At 62.4% G+C, this 20817-nt stretch carries 15 protein-coding genes and 1 tRNA gene; 3 read left to right on the top strand and 13 right to left on the bottom strand.

Annotated elements, in window-relative coordinates:
* Nucleotides 1-34: 34 nt before the first annotated feature.
* The 7 genes from hupB to ING15_RS08125 form a co-directional block, all read right to left on the bottom strand.
* Entirely contained in the window at nucleotides 35-313 is a 279-nt protein-coding gene (hupB, locus tag ING15_RS08155; protein ID WP_206454292.1) for an HU family DNA-binding protein, read from the bottom strand.
* 164 nt (nucleotides 314-477) lie between these two features.
* The gene (lon, locus tag ING15_RS08150) at nucleotides 478-2898 is read right to left on the bottom strand and encodes an endopeptidase La (RefSeq protein WP_206454291.1); all 2421 of its coding nucleotides are present in this window, start codon (nucleotides 2896-2898) and stop codon (nucleotides 478-480) included.
* Between the two features lie 232 nt (nucleotides 2899-3130).
* The gene (gene clpX, locus ING15_RS08145) at nucleotides 3131-4399 is read right to left on the bottom strand and encodes an ATP-dependent Clp protease ATP-binding subunit ClpX (RefSeq protein ID WP_206454290.1); all 1269 of its coding nucleotides are present in this window, start codon (nucleotides 4397-4399) and stop codon (nucleotides 3131-3133) included.
* 235 nt (nucleotides 4400-4634) lie between these two features.
* Complete coding sequence (locus tag ING15_RS08140) at nucleotides 4635-5267, bottom strand: ATP-dependent Clp protease proteolytic subunit (RefSeq protein WP_206454289.1); 633 nt, start codon at nucleotides 5265-5267, stop codon at nucleotides 4635-4637.
* A 198-nt stretch (nucleotides 5268-5465) separates the two neighbouring features.
* Entirely contained in the window at nucleotides 5466-7853 is a 2388-nt protein-coding gene (locus ING15_RS08135; protein ID WP_206454288.1) for a mechanosensitive ion channel domain-containing protein, read from the bottom strand.
* A gap of 168 nt (nucleotides 7854-8021) precedes the next feature.
* Nucleotides 8022-9386 (bottom strand): trigger factor, encoded by a 1365-nt coding sequence (tig, locus tag ING15_RS08130; protein ID WP_206454287.1) that lies wholly within the window; start codon nucleotides 9384-9386, stop codon nucleotides 8022-8024.
* A 77-nt stretch (nucleotides 9387-9463) separates the two neighbouring features.
* A tRNA-Leu gene (locus ING15_RS08125) sits at nucleotides 9464-9548 on the bottom strand.
* 421 nt (nucleotides 9549-9969) lie between these two features.
* Between ING15_RS08125 and ING15_RS08120 the strand changes: the two genes are divergently transcribed.
* Nucleotides 9970-10113, top strand: a complete 144-nt coding sequence (locus ING15_RS08120) for a DUF1127 domain-containing protein (protein WP_206454385.1) — start codon at nucleotides 9970-9972, stop codon at nucleotides 10111-10113.
* Between the two features lie 457 nt (nucleotides 10114-10570).
* Nucleotides 10571-11992, top strand: a complete 1422-nt coding sequence (gene trmFO, locus ING15_RS08115) for a methylenetetrahydrofolate--tRNA-(uracil(54)-C(5))-methyltransferase (FADH(2)-oxidizing) TrmFO (RefSeq protein ID WP_206454286.1) — start codon at nucleotides 10571-10573, stop codon at nucleotides 11990-11992.
* Here trmFO and ING15_RS08110 read toward each other — a convergent pair.
* The 5 genes from ING15_RS08110 to yajC form a co-directional block, all read right to left on the bottom strand.
* The gene (locus tag ING15_RS08110) at nucleotides 11924-13843 is read right to left on the bottom strand and encodes a DUF4153 domain-containing protein (protein ID WP_206454285.1); all 1920 of its coding nucleotides are present in this window, start codon (nucleotides 13841-13843) and stop codon (nucleotides 11924-11926) included. The two genes, trmFO and ING15_RS08110, sit on opposite strands and share 69 nt — an antisense overlap.
* Before the next feature lie 68 nt (nucleotides 13844-13911).
* The gene (locus ING15_RS08105) at nucleotides 13912-14742 is read right to left on the bottom strand and encodes a phytoene/squalene synthase family protein (protein ID WP_206454284.1); all 831 of its coding nucleotides are present in this window, start codon (nucleotides 14740-14742) and stop codon (nucleotides 13912-13914) included.
* Between the two features lie 6 nt (nucleotides 14743-14748).
* Nucleotides 14749-15138: an Mth938-like domain-containing protein gene (locus ING15_RS08100; protein ID WP_206454283.1), complete on the bottom strand. Its 390-nt coding sequence runs from the start codon at nucleotides 15136-15138 to the stop codon at nucleotides 14749-14751.
* A gap of 7 nt (nucleotides 15139-15145) precedes the next feature.
* A complete protein-coding gene (secDF, locus tag ING15_RS08095; protein ID WP_206454282.1) occupies nucleotides 15146-17725 on the bottom strand; it encodes a protein translocase subunit SecDF in 2580 nt (859 codons plus the stop codon).
* 139 nt (nucleotides 17726-17864) lie between these two features.
* A complete protein-coding gene (gene yajC, locus ING15_RS08090) occupies nucleotides 17865-18206 on the bottom strand; it encodes a preprotein translocase subunit YajC (RefSeq protein ID WP_206454281.1) in 342 nt (113 codons plus the stop codon).
* 130 nt (nucleotides 18207-18336) lie between these two features.
* Between yajC and ING15_RS08085 the strand changes: the two genes are divergently transcribed.
* The gene (locus tag ING15_RS08085; RefSeq protein ID WP_206454280.1) at nucleotides 18337-19224 is read left to right on the top strand and encodes an ATP-binding protein; all 888 of its coding nucleotides are present in this window, start codon (nucleotides 18337-18339) and stop codon (nucleotides 19222-19224) included.
* Nucleotides 19225-19601: 377 nt separating this feature from the next.
* Here the strand turns inward: ING15_RS08085 and ING15_RS08080 are convergent, their stop codons facing one another.
* Entirely contained in the window at nucleotides 19602-20747 is a 1146-nt protein-coding gene (locus tag ING15_RS08080; RefSeq protein ID WP_232845634.1) for a M23 family metallopeptidase, read from the bottom strand.
* Nucleotides 20748-20817: the final 70 nt, after the last annotated feature.

Below are 20817 nucleotides of genomic sequence, written 5' to 3'. Positions count from 1 at the left end.
CGCCCGGCCGAATTCGAGAAGTGTCAATGTATCGTTATCGGTTGTTGACGGCGTCCTTGAGGCCCTTGCCGGCAGCAAATTTCGGCACGTTGCGCGCCGGGATGTCGACCTCGGCGCCGGTCGACGGGTTGCGCCCCTTCGATGCGGCGCGGTGGGATACGGAAAACGTCCCGAAGCCGACCAGACGAATATCGTCGCCTTTGGCCATCGCCCCCTGAATAGCTTCGAAGACAGCGTCCACCGCGGAGCTTGCCTGCTGTTTGGACAATTCAGCTTTCTCCGCGACAGCAGAAACGAGCTCGTTTTTGTTCATTGGATACCCTCCTGATTCTCTAGTCGTAACGACTCCGTGAGCACGGTGCGCGACTTTCGCGGATCGCAACGCCTTCGGCAACGGCAAGATGCCCGATTTCTCGGGGTTTGCAAAAAAAATGCCGCCAAAAATGGCGGCATTTTTAATAAATCTTAACGGTGCGCCTAGTGGGCAACAGCCATCGCACCATCCTCCACTTCCGCCCGGCCTGTAAGCGGTTCATCCGCCTCGGACCATTCGACCGGCGTTAGCTCCGCAACGAGCGCATGCTTCAGGACCTCGCCCATACGCGACACGGGCACGATTTCGAGTTGGTTCTTGACGTTGTCCGGTATCTCCGCGAGGTCTTTCGCGTTCTCCTCCGGGATCAAGACCTTCTTGATGCCGCCGCGCAGCGCCGCCAACAGCTTCTCCTTTAGACCGCCGATCGGCAATACCCTGCCGCGCAAGGTGATCTCACCGGTCATGGCGATATCCCTGCGCACCGGTATGCCCGTCATCACCGAGACGATGGCGGTCGCCATCGCGGTGCCGGCCGACGGACCGTCCTTCGGTGTGGCGCCTTCCGGCACGTGGACGTGGATGTCGCGCTTTTCGAACAAGGGCGGTTTGATGCCATAATCCAGCGCCCGCGAGCGGACATAGGAAGCGGCGGCGGAAATCGACTCCTTCATCACGTCCTTGAGATTGCCGGTCACGGTCATCTTGCCCTTGCCTGGCATCATCACGCCTTCGATCGTCAGCAGCTCGCCGCCGACCTCGGTCCAGGCGAGACCAGTCACGACGCCGACCTGATCGTCGAGTTCGGCTTCGCCGTAACGATACCGCGGCACGCCGAGGAAATCGCCAATGTTGGCCGCGGTGACTTCAACCTCGGTCGCTTCACCCTTGAGGATCTGCGTTACCGCCTTGCGGGCCAACGTCATCAGTTCGCGCTCGAAATTACGAACGCCGGCCTCGCGAGTGTAACGCCTGGCGATCTCCTGCAGGGCGTCGGTGCCGACGGAGAATTCCTCCTCCTTCAACGCGTGATCGCGGATCGCCTTCGGTAACAGGTGCCGCCGGGCGATCTCGACCTTCTCGTCCTCGGTATAGCCAGCGATTCGGATGACCTCCATGCGGTCCAGCAGCGGACCTGGAATATTCATCGTGTTCGCCGTGGTCACGAACATCGTCGAGGACAGATCGTATTCCACCTCGAGATAGTGATCCATGAAGGTCGAGTTCTGCTCAGGATCAAGTACTTCCAAAAGCGCCGATGACGGATCGCCCCGGAAATCGGCACCCATCTTGTCGATCTCGTCGAACAGGAACAGCGGATTGGTTTTCTTGGCCTTCTTCATCGACTGGATGACCTTTCCAGGCATCGAGCCGATATAGGTGCGCCGGTGACCGCGGATCTCGGCTTCGTCACGCACGCCGCCGAGAGCCATGCGCACGTATTCGCGGCCGGTCGCCTTGGCGATCGATTTTGCGAGTGACGTCTTGCCGACGCCCGGAGGACCGACCAGGCAGAGGATCGGACCCTTCAATTTCGATTGCCGGCTTTGCACCGCAAGGTACTCGACGATCCGCTCCTTGACCTTTTCGAGCCCGTAGTGATCACCGTCGAGGATTTCCTCGGCCTTCTTCAGGTCGATCTTGGTCCGCGACTTGATGCCCCACGGCAGACCGAGCAGCCAGTCGAGATAATTGCGCACGACCGTCGACTCGGCAGACATCGGCGACATCTGCTTGAGCTTCTTCATCTCGGCGTTGGCTTTTTCCCGCGCCTCCTTGGAGAGCTTGGTCTTCTTGATCCGCTCCTCCAGTTCGGCCATCTCGTCGCGGCCTTCCTCGCCGTCGCCGAGCTCCTTCTGGATCGCCTTCATCTGCTCGTTGAGGTAATATTCGCGCTGGGTCTTCTCCATTTGACGCTTGACGCGCGAGCGGATGCGTTTTTCGACCTGCAGCACCGAAATTTCCGATTCCATGAAGCCGAGCGCTTTCTCAAGCCGCTCCCGCACGCTGACCAGGGTCAACATGTCCTGCTTTTCGGAAATCTTGATTGCCAGATGCGAAGCGACCGTATCGGCGAGCTTGGAATAGTCGTCGATCTGTCCGGCCGCTCCAACGACCTCGGGCGAGATTTTCTTGTTCAGTTTGACGTAGTTCTCGAACTCCGACACGACCGATCGGGCGAGCGCCTCGATCTCGACGGGATCCTCGTGGGCCTCCTCGATGATCCACGCCGAAGCCTCGTGCCACTCGGCGCGGGAAGTGAAGGTGTCGATGTGGGCGCGGCCGATGCCTTCGACGAGAACCTTGACCGTCCCGTCCGGCAGCTTCAGCAACTGCAGGACGTTGGCGACGGTGCCGACGTCGTAGATCGCGTCGGGCGCGGGATCTTCGTCGCTCGCATTCTTCTGCGTCGCAAGCAGGATCTGCTTGTCGGCGCCCATCACCTCTTCAAGCGCCTTGATCGATTTTTCCCGACCGACGAACAGAGGAACGATCATGTGCGGGAACACGACGATATCGCGCAACGGCAGGACCGGATACAGCAAAGCCTCTCCGGCTCCTTGGCGTTCTGGCGTCTGGGTCATGAGATTCCTTTCCACGGCATATGCCGTCTACGGCCGTCCGCCTCGAGCCTTCGCTAAGCACTCGTTGCCGACGCCTTCATCGATCATCAATGTGGGCGTCGATGGCCGGTAATTCAAGCGATTCGGACTGTAACCGAGTCGCACTCCGGTTGCCCGATACCAAAAAGCCCGCCCCGGCGGGAAGCCGGGACGGGCTATCATGCCGTCCGTCAATTCCCGAAAATCGAGACCGTCAGGCGCTGACGTTTTCCTTCTCACCGTTCCGCTCGGCATAGATGTAGAGCGGACGGGCGTTGCCCTCGATCACGTCCTCGGAGATCACGACCTCCTGCACACCTTCGAGCGTTGGCAGATCAAACATCGTATCGAGCAGCATCGCTTCCATGATTGAGCGCAGACCGCGGGCGCCTGTCTTGCGCTCGATCGCCTTGCGGGCGATCGCCTTCAGCGCATCCTCATGGAAGGACAGTTCGACATTCTCCATCTCGAACAGGCGTTGATACTGCTTGACCAGAGCATTCTTCGGCTGCTCCAGAATCTGGACAAGGGCTACCTCGTCGAGGTCCTCCAGCGTCGCCAGAACCGGCAGACGGCCGACGAATTCCGGAATCAGACCGAACTTCAGCAGATCCTCGGGCTCCACCTGGCGGAACACGTCGCCGGTGCGCCGTTCGTCCGGAGCGGCGACATTCGCGGCAAAGCCGATGGAGGTCTTGCGGCCACGATCGGAGATGATCTTGTCGAGGCCGGCAAAGGCGCCACCGCAAATGAAGAGGATGTTGGCTGTATCGACCTGCAGGAACTCCTGCTGCGGATGCTTGCGCCCACCCTGTGGCGGCACCGAGGCGACCGTGCCTTCCATGATCTTCAACAGCGCCTGCTGTACGCCCTCTCCCGATACGTCCCGGGTGATCGAGGGATTGTCCGACTTGCGGCTGATCTTATCGATTTCGTCGATGTAGACGATACCGCGCTGCGCCCGCTCGACATTGTAGTCGGCGGACTGCAACAGCTTGAGGATGATGTTCTCGACATCCTCGCCGACATAACCGGCTTCGGTCAGCGTCGTCGCGTCCGCCATCGTGAACGGCACGTCAAGGATGCGCGCCAAAGTCTGGGCCAGCAGCGTCTTGCCGCAGCCGGTCGGACCGATCAGCAAGATGTTCGACTTGGCCAGCTCGACGTCGTTGTTCTTCGCCGCGTGGGCCAGGCGCTTGTAATGGTTATGCACCGCGACCGAGAGCACCTTCTTGGCGAAGGACTGGCCGATGACGTAGTCGTCCAAAACCGCGATGATCTCCTGGGGAGTCGGCACGCCCTCGCGGGACTTCACCATGGAGGATTTGTTTTCCTCCCGGATGATGTCCATGCACAATTCGACGCATTCGTCGCAGATGAATACCGTCGGCCCGGCGATCAGCTTACGGACTTCGTGCTGGCTCTTTCCGCAGAAAGAGCAATAGAGCGTGTTCTTGGAATCGCCGCCGCTCGTTTTGCTCATTCGTCTTTCCTTCCGATCCGGTCCCCTCCAGGGATCCGTTTCTCATTGTCTCCGCCGAGCGTACCCCCAACACGGCAGGCCGGCAAAGCGACCTTGCCCCGAAGGGTCGCGGAACAGGCGTCCTGCGCACTTTTGCACATCATCCGACATAACGTCGATTGCTTGAGTGGTCCTTAACGCGTCGCCCGGCCATATCGACCACTGAGTGTGGCCGCGACGTGGCAAATGGTATGCGCTACTTGGTTACATCGGCCTCAAGTGAGGCCCGCGACGAATACACCGTGTCGATCAGGCCGAACTCCTTGGCCTCCTCCGCCGTCATGAAATGGTCACGGTCGAGCGTCCGGTCAATGGTCTCGTAGTCCTGGCCGGTATGCTCGACATAGACCTCGTTCAGACGGCGTTTCAGCTTGATGATGTCCTGCGCGTGACGTTCGATGTCGGAGGCCTGCCCGGAGAATCCGCCCGATGGCTGATGCACCATGATGCGCGCGTTCGGCGTCGCGAACCGCATATCTTTCTGACCGGCGCACAACAGCAGCGAGCCCATCGACGCAGCCTGACCAATGCACAATGTCGAGACCGCCGGCCGAATGAACTGCATGGTATCGTAGATTGCCATGCCGCTCGTCACCACGCCGCCCGGCGAGTTGATGTAGAGCGCGATCTCCTTTTTCGGGTTCTCGGCCTCGAGAAACAGCAGCTGGGCGCATATCAGCGTCGCCATCGAATCCTCGATCGGCCCCGTGATGAAAATCACCCGCTCCTTGAGAAGACGCGAAAAGATGTCATAGGCGCGCTCGCCGCGATTGGTCTGCTCGACCACCATCGGGACGAGATTCATCGCGGTTTCCAAGGGGTGCTTCATCAGTCGTCGTCTCGCTGCTGGTTCGGGTGGAGCGGCACCGGACGGCCCCGCCTTTGAGAATCGATGATCGTGTCTGACGCCGTAGATAGGGCTTGGCAAAGGGCCTATGCAAGCCATCGGCCAATGGCAATATCGCAGTTCGGTTCGCTGACTTCGCGGATATGGCCCAATTCAGCCTCGCTGCCGCCCTTGCCGGCGTCAGCCGCGATCTCCGCCGGCGCTGTCGATGTCGCCGCCGCTGGGCGGAATCGGACGCCCGGTTGCGTCGGTGGAGCCGTAGTCCGAGCCGCTGGTCTCCTGCGTCGCTCGCCCCGCATCGCTCGACCCGGGCGCCGCGTCGATCTGGCGCCTTCCCGGCGCGACCATCTCCTCGGCCGCTATGCGCACGGGCGGCGCCTTGCCGGCCCTGTCCTCTCCGAACCAGACCGTCATATGCGGGAACGGAATTTCAATGCCGCGTTCGTCGGCAAGGCGCTTCACGATCTCGCGATAGGCGCGGCCGACACCCCATTGGGTGCTCGGCTTGGTCATCACACGGGCGCGCACGACGACAGCCGAATCGCCCAGTTCCTGCACGCCCCACATATCGAGATCGCTGATCAGATTGGGACCGACCGAACTTTCCTTCAGTTCTTCGAAGGCGTCGTGCATCATCTGCTTCACATCCTCGACATTCTCACGATACGCGACCCCGATATCGGCGACGTAATAGGCGAAATCCTTGGAGTAGTTGGCGACCTGATCGACGGACGAGAACGGGATCAGATACCAGGTTCCGTCGACGGTTCTGAGCCCGACCGAGCGAACGGTGAGCTGTTCGACAACGCCGGAGACGCCATTCAACTCGACGATGTCACCCTCGTTCATGGCATTCTGGATCTGGATGAAGGCGCCCGTGATAATGTCCTGCACGAACTTCTGGGCACCGAAACCGATCGCCAGACCAACGACACCGGCACCGGCGAGCAGCGGCGCGATATCGATGCCGATTTGCGACAGGACCAGCATCGACACGATCACCACCATGGTGATGGTGAAGGCGTTGCGAAACAGCGAGAGCAACGTGCGTTCCCGCGCGGTCGGAACCGAGCCGAAATTCGGATTCATCCGATATTCGATCCAGGACGAGACGCCGATATAGAAGGCCACGCCGATAGCCAGGATGACGCCGGCCCCGATGAGGCTGCCCATGACGCGCTGGCTCAGCAGGCCGCCCAAACCGAAGCGGAAGCTGAACAGATGCCACGATTCCAGTATGACCCCGAGAACGATGAGGACGACGACGACCCGAACCACGGTGAGCATTTTCGGGATGAACGCATTCACGCGCCTTTCCAGCAGCGGTATCCGCTCGCGCCAGCCCTGCGGGATCGGAATGCCTTTGGCGATTATCCGTGACAGGATGGAGACGATCAGTCCGCCTAACGCCATCGCGCCGATCGACTTGAGGGTCGCGGTGATGACGAAGGTTAGACCGGTGTCAGGACTTTGCAGCCACACCACGAACAGCGCCAGCACGAAGCCGATGGCCAGTATCCACCAGACCTGTCCGATGAACGCGTTGAAGCGCGCGCCGAAGCTTTTGTCGCCTTGGTGCTTGGCGCGCTTCAGGCGTTCGCGGACGATGCCGCGGTTCTTCAGGATCAGGCCGACCGCGAGGAACAGCGACAACACCACGCCGATGAGCCGGGTGGCATCGGCTGCCGCCACGCTCGAAGACTGCTGCACGATCGGGGCGACGAAGAGAAACGTGTAGCCGAGAATCGAGATCAGACGGGAAATCCAGAAGTACCAATAGCTCGCCTGGCGGTCTGAAAACGGTGTCAGGCGAAGCTTGGGATAGGTCGGGGCAACGAATGTCCCGAGCGCCACCTTGATCATCTCGATCAAAAGGAAACCATTGAGGAACAGGGCCTGATTGAGGCCCGGCCGACCGCCGAAGAAGATGGTTGCCGCCACGTAGCCGGCCGCCCAGCTACCGACGATCGACACCGCGTCGACAAGGGCGGAAAGAAGCAGAAGCAGCAATTTGCGCACGGGGCTCGACTGCGAGGCTTCGGCCGCGAGCCGGCGAAAAATGGGCGTCTTCAGCAGACGGCTCGCAGCCAGGACAAGAAACACGACGATGGCAACGAGACCGACCGGCAAGGTCGCCACAAGGACGTTCGGGAGGTCGATAGCACCCGCACCGGCCAGTATGGCGAGCCCCGAGCTTGCGCTTTGCCGCAGATTTCCCCAGGTCTCGGCGACACCGCCGATGAGGGCCCGGGTGGATGCGGCGATCTCCCCGGGCAACGTTCCGATGACCGGCGCTCCGCCAGGCTGGGCGGCGCCATTCGTGCCCTCGTCTTCTGGCGCCTTGTAGGCCGCGGCTTTCAGTGATTCGACGAGTTTGGCGCGAGTCTCGTCGTTCTCCAGGATTTTGATCAGATCATCGAGATTGGCTGTATCGCCGCCCTGCCCGCCGGTCTCGTTGGCGGCTGACGCGATGTTCGGAAGGCCGGAAATCTGGGCCGCGCTCGTTCCCGCCCAAACGAGAATGCCGATGAACAATGCGATGATGCCGGCGGTTGTGAATCGTTGCATACTGGAGATAGCCTGTGTCGTTCGGCGCGAGCTGACGCCTTCCCCTCTCGGTCCCGATCTATTGCGCTGGGCTTTGACGAGACTGAGGCCCAAGACCGACAGCGCCACGCAAAAGGGGCCGGCTTTCGCCGACCCCACGCTACATTTCGCTTCGCAAAATAGCAGGCATCAGGAGGCGAGAGCCGCTTCCTTGTCATCCTCGTCCTCGGCCATCAGCTCTTCCTTGCTGACGGTCTTGTCGGTGACGTCGACCTCCGCAAGAAGGTGATCGACCACCTTCTCCTCATAGAGCGGCGCCCTGAGGCTTGCCACCGCGTCCGGGCTCTTCTGGAAGTACTCGTAGACCTCCTTCTCCTGCCCCGGGTAGCGGCGAACCTGCTCGAACATCGCGCGCTGCAGTTCCTCGTCGGTGATCTGCACGCCTGCCTTTTCGCCGATTTCCGACAGGACCAGGCCAAGACGGACGCGGCGTTCGGCGAGACGGCGGTATTCGGCCTTGGCATCCTCCTCGGTCGTGTCCTCGTCCTCGAAGCTCTTGCCGTTCTGTTTCAGCTCGTTTTCGACCTGGGTCCAGATATTGGTAAACTCGGCTTCGACGAGCTTTTCCGGCAGGACAAAATCATAGGTCTCGTCGAGAGCATCGAGCAGCTGCCGCTTGACCTTCTGGCGCGTAGCGAGGCCGTACTGGCTTTCGATCTGCTCGCGCACGACCGTCCGCAGGCGCTCGAGCGATTCGACGCCCAGCTTCTTGGCCATCTCGTCGTCGATCGCCGTCTCGACCGGCGCCGACACTTCCTTGACGGTGACGTCGAAGGTGGCTGCCTTGCCCGCCAGATGGGCCGCGCCGTAATCCTCGGGGAATGTCAGTTCGACGGTCTTCTCGTCGCCTGCCTTGACGCCGACGAGCTGCTGCTCGAAGCCGGGAATGAACTGGTTGGAGCCCAGCACCAGATTGGAATCGGTGGCCGCACCGCCGTCGAAGGCTTCGCCGTCGATCTTGCCGACGAAGTCCATGGTGACACGATCGCCGTCCTTGGCCTTGCCCTTCTTGGGCTCGTAGGTCCTGGCGTTCTCCGCGATCCGCTTGACCTGTTCGTCGATCTCCTCGTCGGAAACCTCGACGATCGGGCGCTCGATCTTGATGCCCGTGGTGTCCTTGAGCTCGATTGCCGGGAGCGTCTCGTAGGCGAGCGTGAACTTGAAGTCCGACTGGCCGCTCAGAACCTTCTCCGCCTCGCCCTCGTCCTCGGTCATCCCGATCTCGGGCTGCATGGCGGAACGCTCGTTGCGCTCGGCGATGACCGTGCGAGGCGTTTCCGTGAGGATCTGGTTGACGATCTCGGCCATCATCGACTTGCCGTACATCTTGCGAAGATGTGCGACGGGGACCTTGCCCGGCCGGAAACCCTTCAGCCGCACCTGGTCCTTGGCCTCGTAGAGCCGTGTCTGGAGGCGCGCTTCAAGATCCGAGGCGGGCACGACGATCTCGATCTCGCGCTTCAGCCCCTCGGCCTTGGTCTCCGTTACCTGCATTCTCGATACCTTCTTGATCTTGCCAGGGCCGACCTGTGCCGACCGAGCCCGTTATGAATTCCTTGAAAGCGCCCGAATGGTGCGGGTGGAGGGACTTGAACCCCCATGCCTCTCGGCGCTTGGACCTAAACCAAGTGCGTCTGCCAATTCCGCCACACCCGCATGGTGCGCCGAACAATGGGCGACGCGAGGCGCGCGCCTCTATATCACCGGCATTCCGGCCACGAAAGGGCAAATTTGGCTTGAATCGGCCGTGTACCCTGTTTGGAGAAGACCAGCGCCGACCGACGCCGATTGAGGACCGACGCGGCCTGATGCCTCACATGATACTTAACCGCAGCTTAACGAAACGCTCACGCAGCACGCCTCGCAGAGACCGAATGTCCCGATCCTCTCATCAACATATTGATTTCGCTCGTGTTGCGCCATATTTTTGTTGCGTTGCACAAATTGCAAAGCTGCCATGCGTTTGGACGGCTGGCATCCTTCGATCCGGCCGCCTAACTTCCTGGTCAACGAGGCGACGCTGAGGGATCAACCGGGCCGCTTCAATCGATTAAAGTCAGACAACCAGGTGAAGACCATGAACATCGTCCGCTCTTACAACAACTGGCGCCGCTACCGCGAGACGGTCAACGAATTGAGCCGTCTGTCGCAGCGCGAACTCACCGACCTCGGCATCGCCCGCGGCGACATCAGCGCGATCGCTCGCCGCACGGTCGGCTGAACGGCCACCTGACCCATTCGGTTTCGCGACGGCCCATCCTCCTCCCAGGGCCTAGCGGATAAAGGTCCGCCCATCTTCCTCCCAGAATGGGGCGGATCTTTCAAAGACGCCCGCCGGGTCCTCCCCCCGGCGGGCGCCATGAAGATCAGAGTTTCGCCAAGGGTTCACCTCCTCCCAGAACCCGAGGCGGACAAGTGCCTGCGCATCCTCCTCCCAGCGCGGGCATCTCTTGGTCGGCCGTCGGGTCCTCCCCCCGGCGGCCGATGAGAGAGGCAAAAGTTTCGCTGAAGGTCCACCTCCTCCCGGGCCGGATGCGGATTGTAGCCTGCGCATCCTCCTCCCAGCGCAGGTACGTTTGAAACCCGTCGGGTCCTCCCCCCGGCGGGTTTCGTCGTTTCTGCACATGGCGGTCCATCCAGCCCTTTCGGGACGGCGCACCGGCTGCTAAATCTTCTCCATGTCGAACAAACCTATTCATGTCGTCGGCGGCGGGCTCGCCGGCTCAGAGGCCGCATGGCAAATCGCCGAGCGCGGCATCCCGGTGGTGCTCCACGAAATGCGGCCCGTGCGCGGGACCGACGCGCACCAGACGGATTCCTTGGCAGAACTGGTATGCTCGAACTCGTTTCGCTCGGACGACAGCGAAACCAACGCCGTCGGCGTTCTGCACGCAGAAATGCGTCTGGCGAACTCGCTGATCATGCGGGCGGCCGACGCCCATCAGGTGCCGGCTGGCAGCGCGCTCGCCGTCGACCGCGAAGGATTCGCGGAGGCCGTCACCGCGGCGATCGAGGACCATCCGCTGATCCGAATCGAACGCGGCGAGGTCGAAGGTTTGCCGCCCGAGGAGTGGGACCCCAGCATCGTCGCCACCGGTCCGCTGACAGCGCCCGCCCTGGCCGAGTCCATTCGCGCCGCGACGGGATCGGATGCGCTGGCCTTCTTCGACGCGATCGCGCCGATCGTCCATTTCGATTCGATCGATCTGGACAAGGCCTGGTTCCAGTCGCGCTACGACAAGGTCGGCCCCGGCGGCACCGGCAAGGACTACATCAACTGCCCGCTCGACAAGGAAACCTACGAGCGCTTCGTGGCGGCGCTCATCGAGGGTGACCGCACCGAGTTCAAGGAATGGGAAGGCACGCCCTATTTCGACGGTTGTCTGCCGATCGAGGTGATGGCGGAGCGAGGCCCCGAGACACTTCGCCATGGCCCGATGAAGCCGATGGGTCTGACCAACGCCCACGAGCCCGACATCAAGCCCTATGCGGTCGTGCAGCTGCGCCAGGACAATGCCCTCGGCACGCTCTATAATATCGTCGGTTTCCAGACGAAGCTGAAATACGGCGCCCAGGGCGATATCTTCCGAATGATTCCGGGCCTCGAAAACGCCGAGTTCGCCCGACTGGGCGGCCTGCATCGCAATACCTATCTCAACTCGCCGGTGCTGCTCGATGCGACGCTGCGGCTCAAGGCCTTGCCGCATGTGCGCTTCGCCGGCCAGATCACCGGCTGCGAGGGTTACGTCGAATCGGCTGCGGTCGGCCTGATGACCGGGCGTTTCGCGGCCGCTGAGCGGCTCGGCGAGACATTGAGCCCACCGCCGCAGACGACGGCGATGGGCGCGCTCGTCGCTCACATCACCGGCGGGCATCTGGCTCACGAAGAAGACGGCGGCAAGCGCTCGTTCCAGCCGATGAACGTCAATTTCGGCTTGTTCCCGCCGCTCGACCCCGGCACGATCCAGAAACCGGAAGGCCAGAAGCGATTTCGCGGCAAGGAAAAGGCGATCGCCAAGAAGAAGGCGATGTCAGCGCGCGCCCTCGCCGACTACACCGCGTGGCTCGGGCTCGATTCGGTCGCCACCGCCGCCGAGTGACGTTTGCGCCGCGGCGCCAGCAGGCGCTTCGACCGCTTCCGCCGGCCAGTCGGCGGCCCGGTAGTAGAGCGCCAGGGTCCCCGAAAGGATCGCGTTGGTGGCGCCGGACAGCGACAATTGGCGCAGCGCCAGCCGGATCCGACGCCCGGCTTCGCTGGTCAGGTCGAGCACCGGTGGCGCCAACCGATCGGGATCGGTGGCAAAGACGGATTCGGGGAGAGCGGCGATCGCAGCCGCCAGATCGACGTGATCCTCGACGGTACCGATCCGGATCGTGAGATCCGAGCCCGAGATCGCGAGCGCGACGTCGCCTGGGCGCGTCGATGCCCCGCGGCTTGCTCCGCCGACGCCTTCGATGACCGCTACAGCGCGTTCCAGCACCGCGCGATCGAAGCCAGCGAGATCGACGGTGGTCCCAGCGTTGGCGGTGAAGCTGCGAAACTCGCTCAATTGTGACGGAGCCGCCAAGCCCAGCTCCGCGAAGACCCTATTGATTTCCGTGCCGGGGCTGCCGCGCTTTGCCTCGGCGTAGCGCGCCGCTGCACCGGGATCGAGAAAGGGCAGAATTCGGTCGAGTTCGCCGGCCTCTTCCAGCGCATAAAGACGCGAGCGCAACCGGACCTGTGCATTCGCGGGGCGATCGGCCGCTGAGATTCCCGCTCCGACCGCTGCGCCGCTCCAGCCGAATTCGGTCACGATCAGGCTGGTCTGGCTTCGCCCTACAGTGCTCGCCGCGCCCCAGGGCCCGAATGACGACAGTGCCAGTAGCACGATCGGAACCGCGGCCATCCAACGGATATCACCGCGAGCGCGTGGCACGGCCTCCAGCACGATCACGATCACTGCTGCGACCGCAGCCAGGGCCAGGTAGTAGCGCTCCAGCGTCACACCCTCGGCTGCGACCCGCAGCGAGACTGCGTAAAAGAGGAGCGCGAGTGGGACGAGCAAGACGAACGCCCAGATTCGCGCCAGAAACCGCGTGGGCCACGCCCCGCCCGCGATGAAGGGATCGCTTGCGATCCGAAGCGACAGCAGGAGAAATGCAAATGTGGCGACGATCCAGCCAATCTCGTTTTTCGGCACCTCGATCGTAACGAGAATCTTGGCGGCGTAGAGATGCAGAACGACCGCCGTGGCCAACACCAGCGGTGCCGCCACCCAGTCGACCAGGATCCGCACACCGGCAATCAGCCGGTCATCGCCCGGTACCGGCATTGCCTCGTCGAAATCCCGCGGGATACGTCCGAGGGAAAACAGCGGTCCGATCAGGGCGAAGGCGGTCACATAGATGTGCTCGTAGGCGTCATTCGGCAGTCCGACATCGAGCAGAAACCGAATCATTTCCAGAATTGCGGACAGGCCGAGCACGAAAAGCAGCACCGACAGAAACGCCAGCGCGACGCCGACGATGGTCCCCAGGGAGAAGACCCAGAAGCGGCACGCGTCGTGACGTCCGATATAAGGTGCCAGCGGAACGGCAAGAGTTGCGGCGAGGATCAAGGGTGGTGCGGTGACACCAAGGTCAGGCCCGAACCAGATCACGAGTCCGACGATCAATGCGGCCGCGATCGGCGAGACAACCCGTACTGACACGGGCAAGCGCCGAGTCTCGGCGAAGATCGCCGCAACGACGGAACTCGCAGCCGCCCCGTAAAGTGCGGCGAGGAGCCAGACGAAATCGGGTTCGTTCGGCAGATAGACGTTCCGAACGGCGAGGTTGGAGACAATTGCGATCGCGACGACCAGCAGCGTCGCGACCGGGAAGCGAATCGCTGCGGAGCCGGCCCCTTCGGCAAGCGATTGCGTAAATCGGCCGAACCGGCCCGGGACGCGTTTCAATCTGCCGATCATGACGATCCCCGTTGCGTCCCAGTCGCTCGTTTCCATATTGCAACGGACCGGACAGCCGTCTCACACAATTAGATACGCATGGTCCGCCAGCACAGGAAGGTCTTTCTCAGCGAACCGATCTCGACGGGTTTGTCGAGCGTCGCGAGCCCCGCCTGTTCGATCCGGTCGAGATACGAAGCCGCCAGCGCCGCTGGCAGGAAGGCAGGGCGGACCGCTCGTGGCATGTCCGCCAGATCTTGCCGCCAAGCGCGATCATGGTCACGACCGAAGGCGACCATTGCGGCTAGGACCCGACTTGATGGTTCGTCCTCGCCCTTGACGAGATCGCCGGCCGTGCATCCCGCCGCCGCCAGCAGATCGGCCGGAAGATAGACCTGTCCCCGCGCACGATGCACCGGCAGCGACCGCAGGACGCCCGCGACCATCGTTGCGACGCCGGCATGGCCCGCGGCGTCGCTGAAACGATCCACCTCGCCCCGCGACAGGATCATCGCCGCCAGCATGATCAGCGTCGAAGCGGTTTCGCCGGCATAGGCCTCGAACGCATCGCGCGACGGCATCGGGTCATCATAAAGATCGAATATCCGAGCCTCGAGCAGGCGATCAAAGGCGGAACGGGGCAATTGATGGCGTTCGATCGTCTCCGAAACGGCCGCCGCGACCGGGTGTGCGGCCGCCCCCTCGCCCTCTCCCGAGAGCACATCGCGCCACCATTGCAGCCGGATCTCGCCCGGCATCGGCTGGCTAACCCTATCGCGAATCCGGGTGGTCTCGACATCGAAGGCATAGAGCGCCGCAAGGTCCGGCCGCTTCTCCGCTGGCGCGAAGGCCAGCGAGATCGCACGGTCGCGATCCTCCGCCTCGACCAAACGAATGCATTCGTTGGCGTTCTCGCTCATGCGATATCAGTCGACCGCCACAAGCGCCGCGGCCACCGGACGGCTCTCGGCCAACATGACATTGAAGGTCCGCACGGCAGCCCCGGTCGACATCGGATCACACGAGATGCCCGCCTGCCTCATTCGATCGGCCAGCGCTGGCGGCAGGCGCCGAATTTCGCGGCCGGTTCCGAACAGAAGAAAGCGGATATCGTCCGCTTCCTCGAAGACCTTGGCCAGCCGATCCCCCGCGAATGGCGTCTCGACAGTCGCGTCCCAACCGTAAATGCCGGAGGGAAGACACAGGATCGAGCCGCGATGGGACATGTCGGCAAACCGAAATCCGCCATTGCCATAGGCTTCGATCGGGGCGCGGCCGGGAAAATGCGCCGCGCGGATTTCGATACCCTTCGCCATGGTCCGGTCAGCTTTCGCGCGGTGCCGGGATACCTGTCCGCGCGGCTGCGTTCTCTTCGCGATCCGCCTGGAAATCGGCGGGGCGCAACTTGAACAGGATGAGAATCGGACCCGCTACGAAAATTGACGAATAGGTGCCGATTACCACGCCGAACAACATCGCCAGCACGAAGGAGCGGATGACCTCGCCGCCGAAAATCGCCAAGGCTGCCAGCGCCAGCAAGGTCGTCAACGCCGTGAGAGTGGTTCGCGACAAGGTGTCGTTGATCGACTTGTCGAACAGTTCGATCAGCGACAGCTTCTTGTAGCGACGCAAATTCTCGCGCACGCGGTCGTAGACGACGACGGTGTCGTTCAGCGAGTAGCCGACGATGGTCAGGATTGCCGCGATACTGGACAGGTTGAATTCGATCTGCGTCACGACCAGGAAACCGATCGTCATGATGACGTCGTGCAAGGTGGCGACGATCGCCCCGATTGCGAACTGCCACTCGAAGCGGATCCAGACATAGACGAGGATCGCCAGCATGGCCGCGAGGACCGCGATCGTGCCGGCCAGAGCCAATTCGCCGGAAACCGTCGGCCCGACCACCTCCACCCGCCGGAACTCATAGTCCGCCGAGAGCGCGTCGCGCACTTCGTTGACCGTCGCCTGCTGGGCAGCGTCGCCGCTTTGCCCATCCGCATTCTGCGAACCGATCCGGATCAGCGCTTCTTTCGGGGAGCCGAATTCCTGCACCGACACGTCGCCGACCGGACGCCCGGTCAAAGCCGAGCGGATGCCGCCAATGTCGGCAGCCTCTGCCTTGGCCTGCACCTCGATCAGCGTCCCGCCGGTAAAATCGATGCCGTAATTCATGCTGAGGGTCGCAAAGCCGACCAGCGCCGCGACCGAGGCCGCGAGACTGGCCGCAAAGGTCCATTTGCGAATGGCCATGAACGGAATTTTCGTCACGTCCGGAACCAGATGGAGGAATCCTTTCGGAAGCTCCTTCGGGCGCTTGCGGCGAACCCATTCAGCCACGAGCCAACGGGTCAGCGTGAAAGCGGTAAAGACCGTCGTGACGATACCGAAGGCAAGTGTCACCGCGAAGCCGCGGACCGGGCCGGAACCGAGCGAGAACAGCACGACCGCCGCGATCAGCGTGGTGATGTTGGCATCGATGATCGTCCCCAGCGCCTTCTGGAACCCGACGTCGATCGCCTGCACAATGGATCGTCCACCGCGTCGCTCCTCGCGGATGCGTTCGTAGATCAGCACGTTCGAATCGACCGCCATGCCGACGGTCAGCACAATGCCGGCAATCCCGGGCAGCGTCAGAGTCGAACCGACGACCGACAAGAGCGCCACGATCATGACGATGTTGGCGACAAGCGCGATGTTGGCGATGATGCCAAGGAACCCGTAGGCCGCCAACATGAAGGCGACGACGAGGATCGATCCGATGATGCCGGCGATCTCCCCGGCGGCGATCGAATCGGCGCCCAATCCCGGGCCGACCGTCCGCTCCTCGATGATGTTCAATGTCGCGGGGAGCGCGCCGGCACGCAGCAGAACCGCCAGATCGTTGGCGCTCTCGACGGTGAAATTACCGCTGATCTGGGCCTGGCCGCCAAGGATCGCCTCGCGGATATTCGGCGCCGACAACACTTCGTCGTCGAGAACGATGGCGAAGGGACGGCCTACATTCTGCTGTGTCACCGCACCGAATCGTTGCGCGCCCTGCGTGTCGAAGCGGATATTGACGACAGGCTGGTTGGTCTGGCTGTCGAATCCGGCCTGCGCGTCGGTGAGATTTTCGCCGGAGACCATCACCTGTCGCTGGACCAGGATCGGTTGAGGGGGTTGGTCATTCGTATAGCGTAGTTCCGAGCCGGCGGGAGGGCGGGCGCCCCTGGCGACCTCTTCAGCAGAAGCGCTTTGATCTACGAGACGGAAGGTCAGCTTCGCGGTCTGATTGAGCAACGCCTTCAAACGTTGCGGGTCCTGGAGGCCCGGCACCTGCACCATGATCCGGTCATCGCCCTGGCGTTGGATCAGCGGCTCGGTCGTGCCGAGCTCGTCGACGCGTCGACGTACCACCTCGATCGATTGCGCGACGGCGGTCGATGTTCGGTACGCGATTCCCTGGTCGGTCAGCGACAGGGTCAGCACGCCCGGCTGGGGTTCGGCGATCGCTACTTCCGTGACCGTACCCCCGCTCAGCAATCCGCTTGAAAGCGGCTGAGTCAGCGGCTGCAATGCCTCGCGCGCGGCATCGGCCTGCGCGGGATCGCGGAGCCGCACCGTCACTGTCGTGCCAGAATCACTCAGGCCCGAATAGCCGACGCGCTCGGTCCGCAATATCTGGCGCGCGTCGTCGCGCAAGGTCTGCAGTCGCTCGCCGGTCAGCGACGGACTGTCGATCTCGAGCAGGATGTAGGACCCGCCCTGTAGATCGAGCCCGAGCGTGATTTTGTTGTCAGGCACGAATGACGGCAGTCCATCGAGCGTCTGGGAGGAAAACAGGTTCGGGGCGGCGTAGACGACCCCGAGAGCGACCGTCAGCCAGATTAGGAACGTCTTCCAGCGCGAAAAATAGAGCATGTGGGTCCCGAAAGGGTCGACGGTCGCTCCAGGGGGGGCGCAATCCGTATTCAGCGTTCGATCAACGCAGCCGGCGACACGTGAGTGTTGTGTCGCGGACGATTTTAAGTCAGTGGCCTCGTTTGCTCAAGCAAAGCGGCTATTTGGTGTTCGCCGCAGCCGGTTCACCCTTGACGCGCACCTCGGCGACCATCGCCTGTACCAGCCGCACGCGCACCTGCTCGGAAATCTGCACCTCGAGTTCCCCATTATCCAGCACCTTGGTCACCTTCGCGACGATGCCGCCGCCGGTGACGACCGTATCGCCGCGGCGGATGTTGCTGAGCATTTCCTGACGCTTCTTCATCGTGGTGCGCTGCGGCCGAATGATCAGGAAATACATGATCGCGAAAACCGCGACGAATGGCAGCACACTGATCAGGATATCGCTTCCGCCACCAGTGGGCAAAGCCGTCTGGGCGAAAGCCTCGGACACGAACATCAGGAACCTCTCAGGAAATGGGTCGGCATAAGGCCTTTACGATGAGCGCGGAATATACGATCGGTCGCCTCGAATGCAACAAGCCGGCGAAAGACCCGGCGGACCGCAACGAAAGAGATGAGATTTCCTTATGGATTCCGCTGAGTTCACCCGCTTGATACAGACCATGGAACGGATCGCGCAAGGTCTCGAACGGCTTGCGCCGCCGCCAGCGCCCGCGCCGGATTTCACCGCCGCCGACTGCTTCGTCTTCGAGCCTCCAGCCGCCCTGGTGCCGGTACGAATCGTGAACCGCGTCCCCATCGAACTGCTCAGGGGCATCGACCGCTCGCGCGACATTCTCTTGGAAAACACCGAGCGCTTTGCCCGCGGCCTTCCCGCCAACAACGCGCTTTTGTGGGGCGCCCGCGGCATGGGCAAATCGTCCTTGGTCAAGGCCGCGCACGCCGCGGTGAACGCGGCGCTTCCCGCCGGGACCCCGCGACTCAAGCTGATCGAAATTCACCGTGAGGATATCGATCATTTGCCGCAGCTGATGAGTCTGGTGCGCGAAGTGTCCTGCCCGTTCCTTCTCTACTGCGACGATCTCTCCTTCGACATGGGTGACAGCGCCTATAAATCGCTGAAGGCGGCACTGGAGGGCGGCGTCGAGGGTCGGCCGCCCAATGTGCTGTTCTATGCCACATCGAACCGCCGCCATCTTTTGCCCCGCGACATGATCGAAAACGAGCGTTCGACCGCAATCAATCCCGGTGAAGCGGTCGAAGAAAAGGTCTCGCTATCGGATCGATTCGGCCTCTGGCTGGGCTTCCATCGCTGCAGCCAGGACGAATACCTGGCGATGATAGACGGTTATCTAGCTGCCTATGACATTGCCGCCGATTCCGAGGTTGTTCGGCGCGAAGCCCTCGAATGGGCGACGACCCGGGGCAGCCGATCGGGGCGCGTCGCCTACCAATTTGTCCAGGATCTGGCCGGACGGAAGGAGCGGCCCCTGACCGCGATTGGCGTTGTGTGACACCATAACTCACCCGTAGGCAGGACTGAAGATTGTCGGGTTAACCCCAAGAAACAGGTCTCCACCCATAAATTGAAATCAAAGCCAATTCGTCCTGCGTAAGGGAATGAGACCCGGAAGCGGAATCCGATTTTTGGATGATGCCGATTCTCGATTAAAGTGCCAGAGCATCCTTTGACTCATGAGCAAGAATTGAGATCAACCTGCAGACGGAGAAAGCCGGCGGCAACCACCCGTCGCAAATGGTTCAGCTTGCGAACAGCACCTTTTGACCAGCTCGACCCTCGCCGGTTGTGGCATGCCAGGCGATTGGAGAGGGAAAGACCCGGCCACGCGCCGCAACGCATGGCCGGGCCGTAACGCCTGGAGGTCGGCGTTTATTGCAGGTACTTGGTCGGATCGACCGGCGCGGAATTCTTGCGCACTTCGAAATGCAGGACCGGAACATCGGTGTCACCGCTCATGCCGGACTTGGCAACCTCCTGGCCACGGCGCACCTTCGCGCCGCGCTCGACGGAGATCGAATCAGCATGGCCATAGACGGTAACGAGGCCGTCGTCGTGTTTTACAAGAACGGTGTTCCCGAACTCCTTGAGGCCATCGCCGGCATAGATCACCACACCGTTCTCGGCTGCTTTGACCGGGGTACCGCGGGGCACCGAGATGTTGAGGCCGTCATTGCGCCGCGACCCCACCTTTTCGCCGAAACGACTGATCACCCGACCCTGGACCGGCCAGCGAAACTGGCTGATGCCGGTAGCGTCGGGCGCGATGGCCGCGACCTTGGATTCCACTTCCTGGCTGACGGTGGTCGTTGGCTGCGATTGCTTCGAGGCAGTCTCGGCAGACGGGCGGGCAGCCTTCTCGGCCGTCGCCGGCGGCGTGTAAGGCTCCGGTGCCGCGCTCTCGGGACGCGGCTTGGTGATCTCCTTGGTCGGCGCAACTTTGGTTTCCACGCTGGCGACTTTCGTCGCAGCGACTTTTCCGCCGGGGACGGTGAGCGTCTGACCGATGCGAATGGTGCTGTCGTCGAGACCGTTCGCACGCTTGATGTCGGAAACCGAAGCGCCGGTTCGCCGGGCGATCGACAACAGCGTGTCGCCGCTTTCGACCGTCACTTTCGGACCGCCCTCGGACTGCCGTGGCGCGGGCTTGGCGATTCGCGCCGCCTGGTCTCCCAATGTCGATGCTGGCATGCCCCGTGCCGTCGGCTGGGACGCAGAGGGCGCCACGGCGGCGGGAGCGGAGGCCTGATAGGCGGGCGGCGGTGGCGGCGGCAGCGTGTTGCGCTGCACAGAAGCGGTGGGCGCGCGGCCGGACGAGGGCGCATATCCCGATGAGCGGCTGATACCGGCGGTATTCATCCGATCGACATCACCCGGATAGGGCTGGCTGACAGCCGCCGTGCGGGTGGGCGTCTGCGGGACGGCTCCAGTGTAGAAGCCGTCATCGAAGCGCGCCACATCGGAGCTACATCCAGCGGCAAACCCCACCAGGGCGACCACCGCAACGGAGCGAGCCATAGGGAGTCGCAGAGATTTCAGCACATTGATAGGCATCGTCGTCCCTTGAGCACGCCGGATTACTCTCGGA

The sequence above is a fragment of the Aurantimonas marina genome (assembly GCF_017183135.1).
In the GTDB taxonomy this organism is placed as follows: domain Bacteria; phylum Pseudomonadota; class Alphaproteobacteria; order Rhizobiales; family Rhizobiaceae; genus Aurantimonas; species Aurantimonas marina.
Note: the sequence above shows the minus strand (reverse complement) of the source record. Positions and strands in the feature narration are given on the sequence as shown.

Coding starts and splice junctions, on each gene's coding strand:
- hupB (WP_206454292.1), bottom strand. CDS start 313: ATGAACAAAAACGAGCTCGTTTCTGCTGTCGCGGAGAAAGCTGAATTG.
- ING15_RS08105 (WP_206454284.1), bottom strand. CDS start 14,742: ATGAGCGAGAACGCCAACGAATGCATTCGTTTGGTCGAGGCGGAGGAT.
- trmFO (WP_206454286.1), top strand. CDS start 10,571: ATGTCGAACAAACCTATTCATGTCGTCGGCGGCGGGCTCGCCGGCTCA.
- lon (WP_206454291.1), bottom strand. CDS start 2,898: ATGACCCAGACGCCAGAACGCCAAGGAGCCGGAGAGGCTTTGCTGTAT.
- secDF (WP_206454282.1), bottom strand. CDS start 17,725: ATGCTCTATTTTTCGCGCTGGAAGACGTTCCTAATCTGGCTGACGGTC.
- ING15_RS08110 (WP_206454285.1), bottom strand. CDS start 13,843: ATGATCGGCAGATTGAAACGCGTCCCGGGCCGGTTCGGCCGATTTACG.
- ING15_RS08080 (WP_232845634.1), bottom strand. CDS start 20,747: ATGGCTCGCTCCGTTGCGGTGGTCGCCCTGGTGGGGTTTGCCGCTGGA.
- tig (WP_206454287.1), bottom strand. CDS start 9,386: ATGCAGGTAACGGAGACCAAGGCCGAGGGGCTGAAGCGCGAGATCGAG.
- ING15_RS08140 (WP_206454289.1), bottom strand. CDS start 5,267: ATGAAGCACCCCTTGGAAACCGCGATGAATCTCGTCCCGATGGTGGTC.
- ING15_RS08135 (WP_206454288.1), bottom strand. CDS start 7,853: ATGCAACGATTCACAACCGCCGGCATCATCGCATTGTTCATCGGCATT.
- yajC (WP_206454281.1), bottom strand. CDS start 18,206: ATGTTCGTGTCCGAGGCTTTCGCCCAGACGGCTTTGCCCACTGGTGGC.
- ING15_RS08100 (WP_206454283.1), bottom strand. CDS start 15,138: ATGGCGAAGGGTATCGAAATCCGCGCGGCGCATTTTCCCGGCCGCGCC.
- clpX (WP_206454290.1), bottom strand. CDS start 4,399: ATGAGCAAAACGAGCGGCGGCGATTCCAAGAACACGCTCTATTGCTCT.
- ING15_RS08085 (WP_206454280.1), top strand. CDS start 18,337: ATGGATTCCGCTGAGTTCACCCGCTTGATACAGACCATGGAACGGATC.
- ING15_RS08120 (WP_206454385.1), top strand. CDS start 9,970: ATGAACATCGTCCGCTCTTACAACAACTGGCGCCGCTACCGCGAGACG.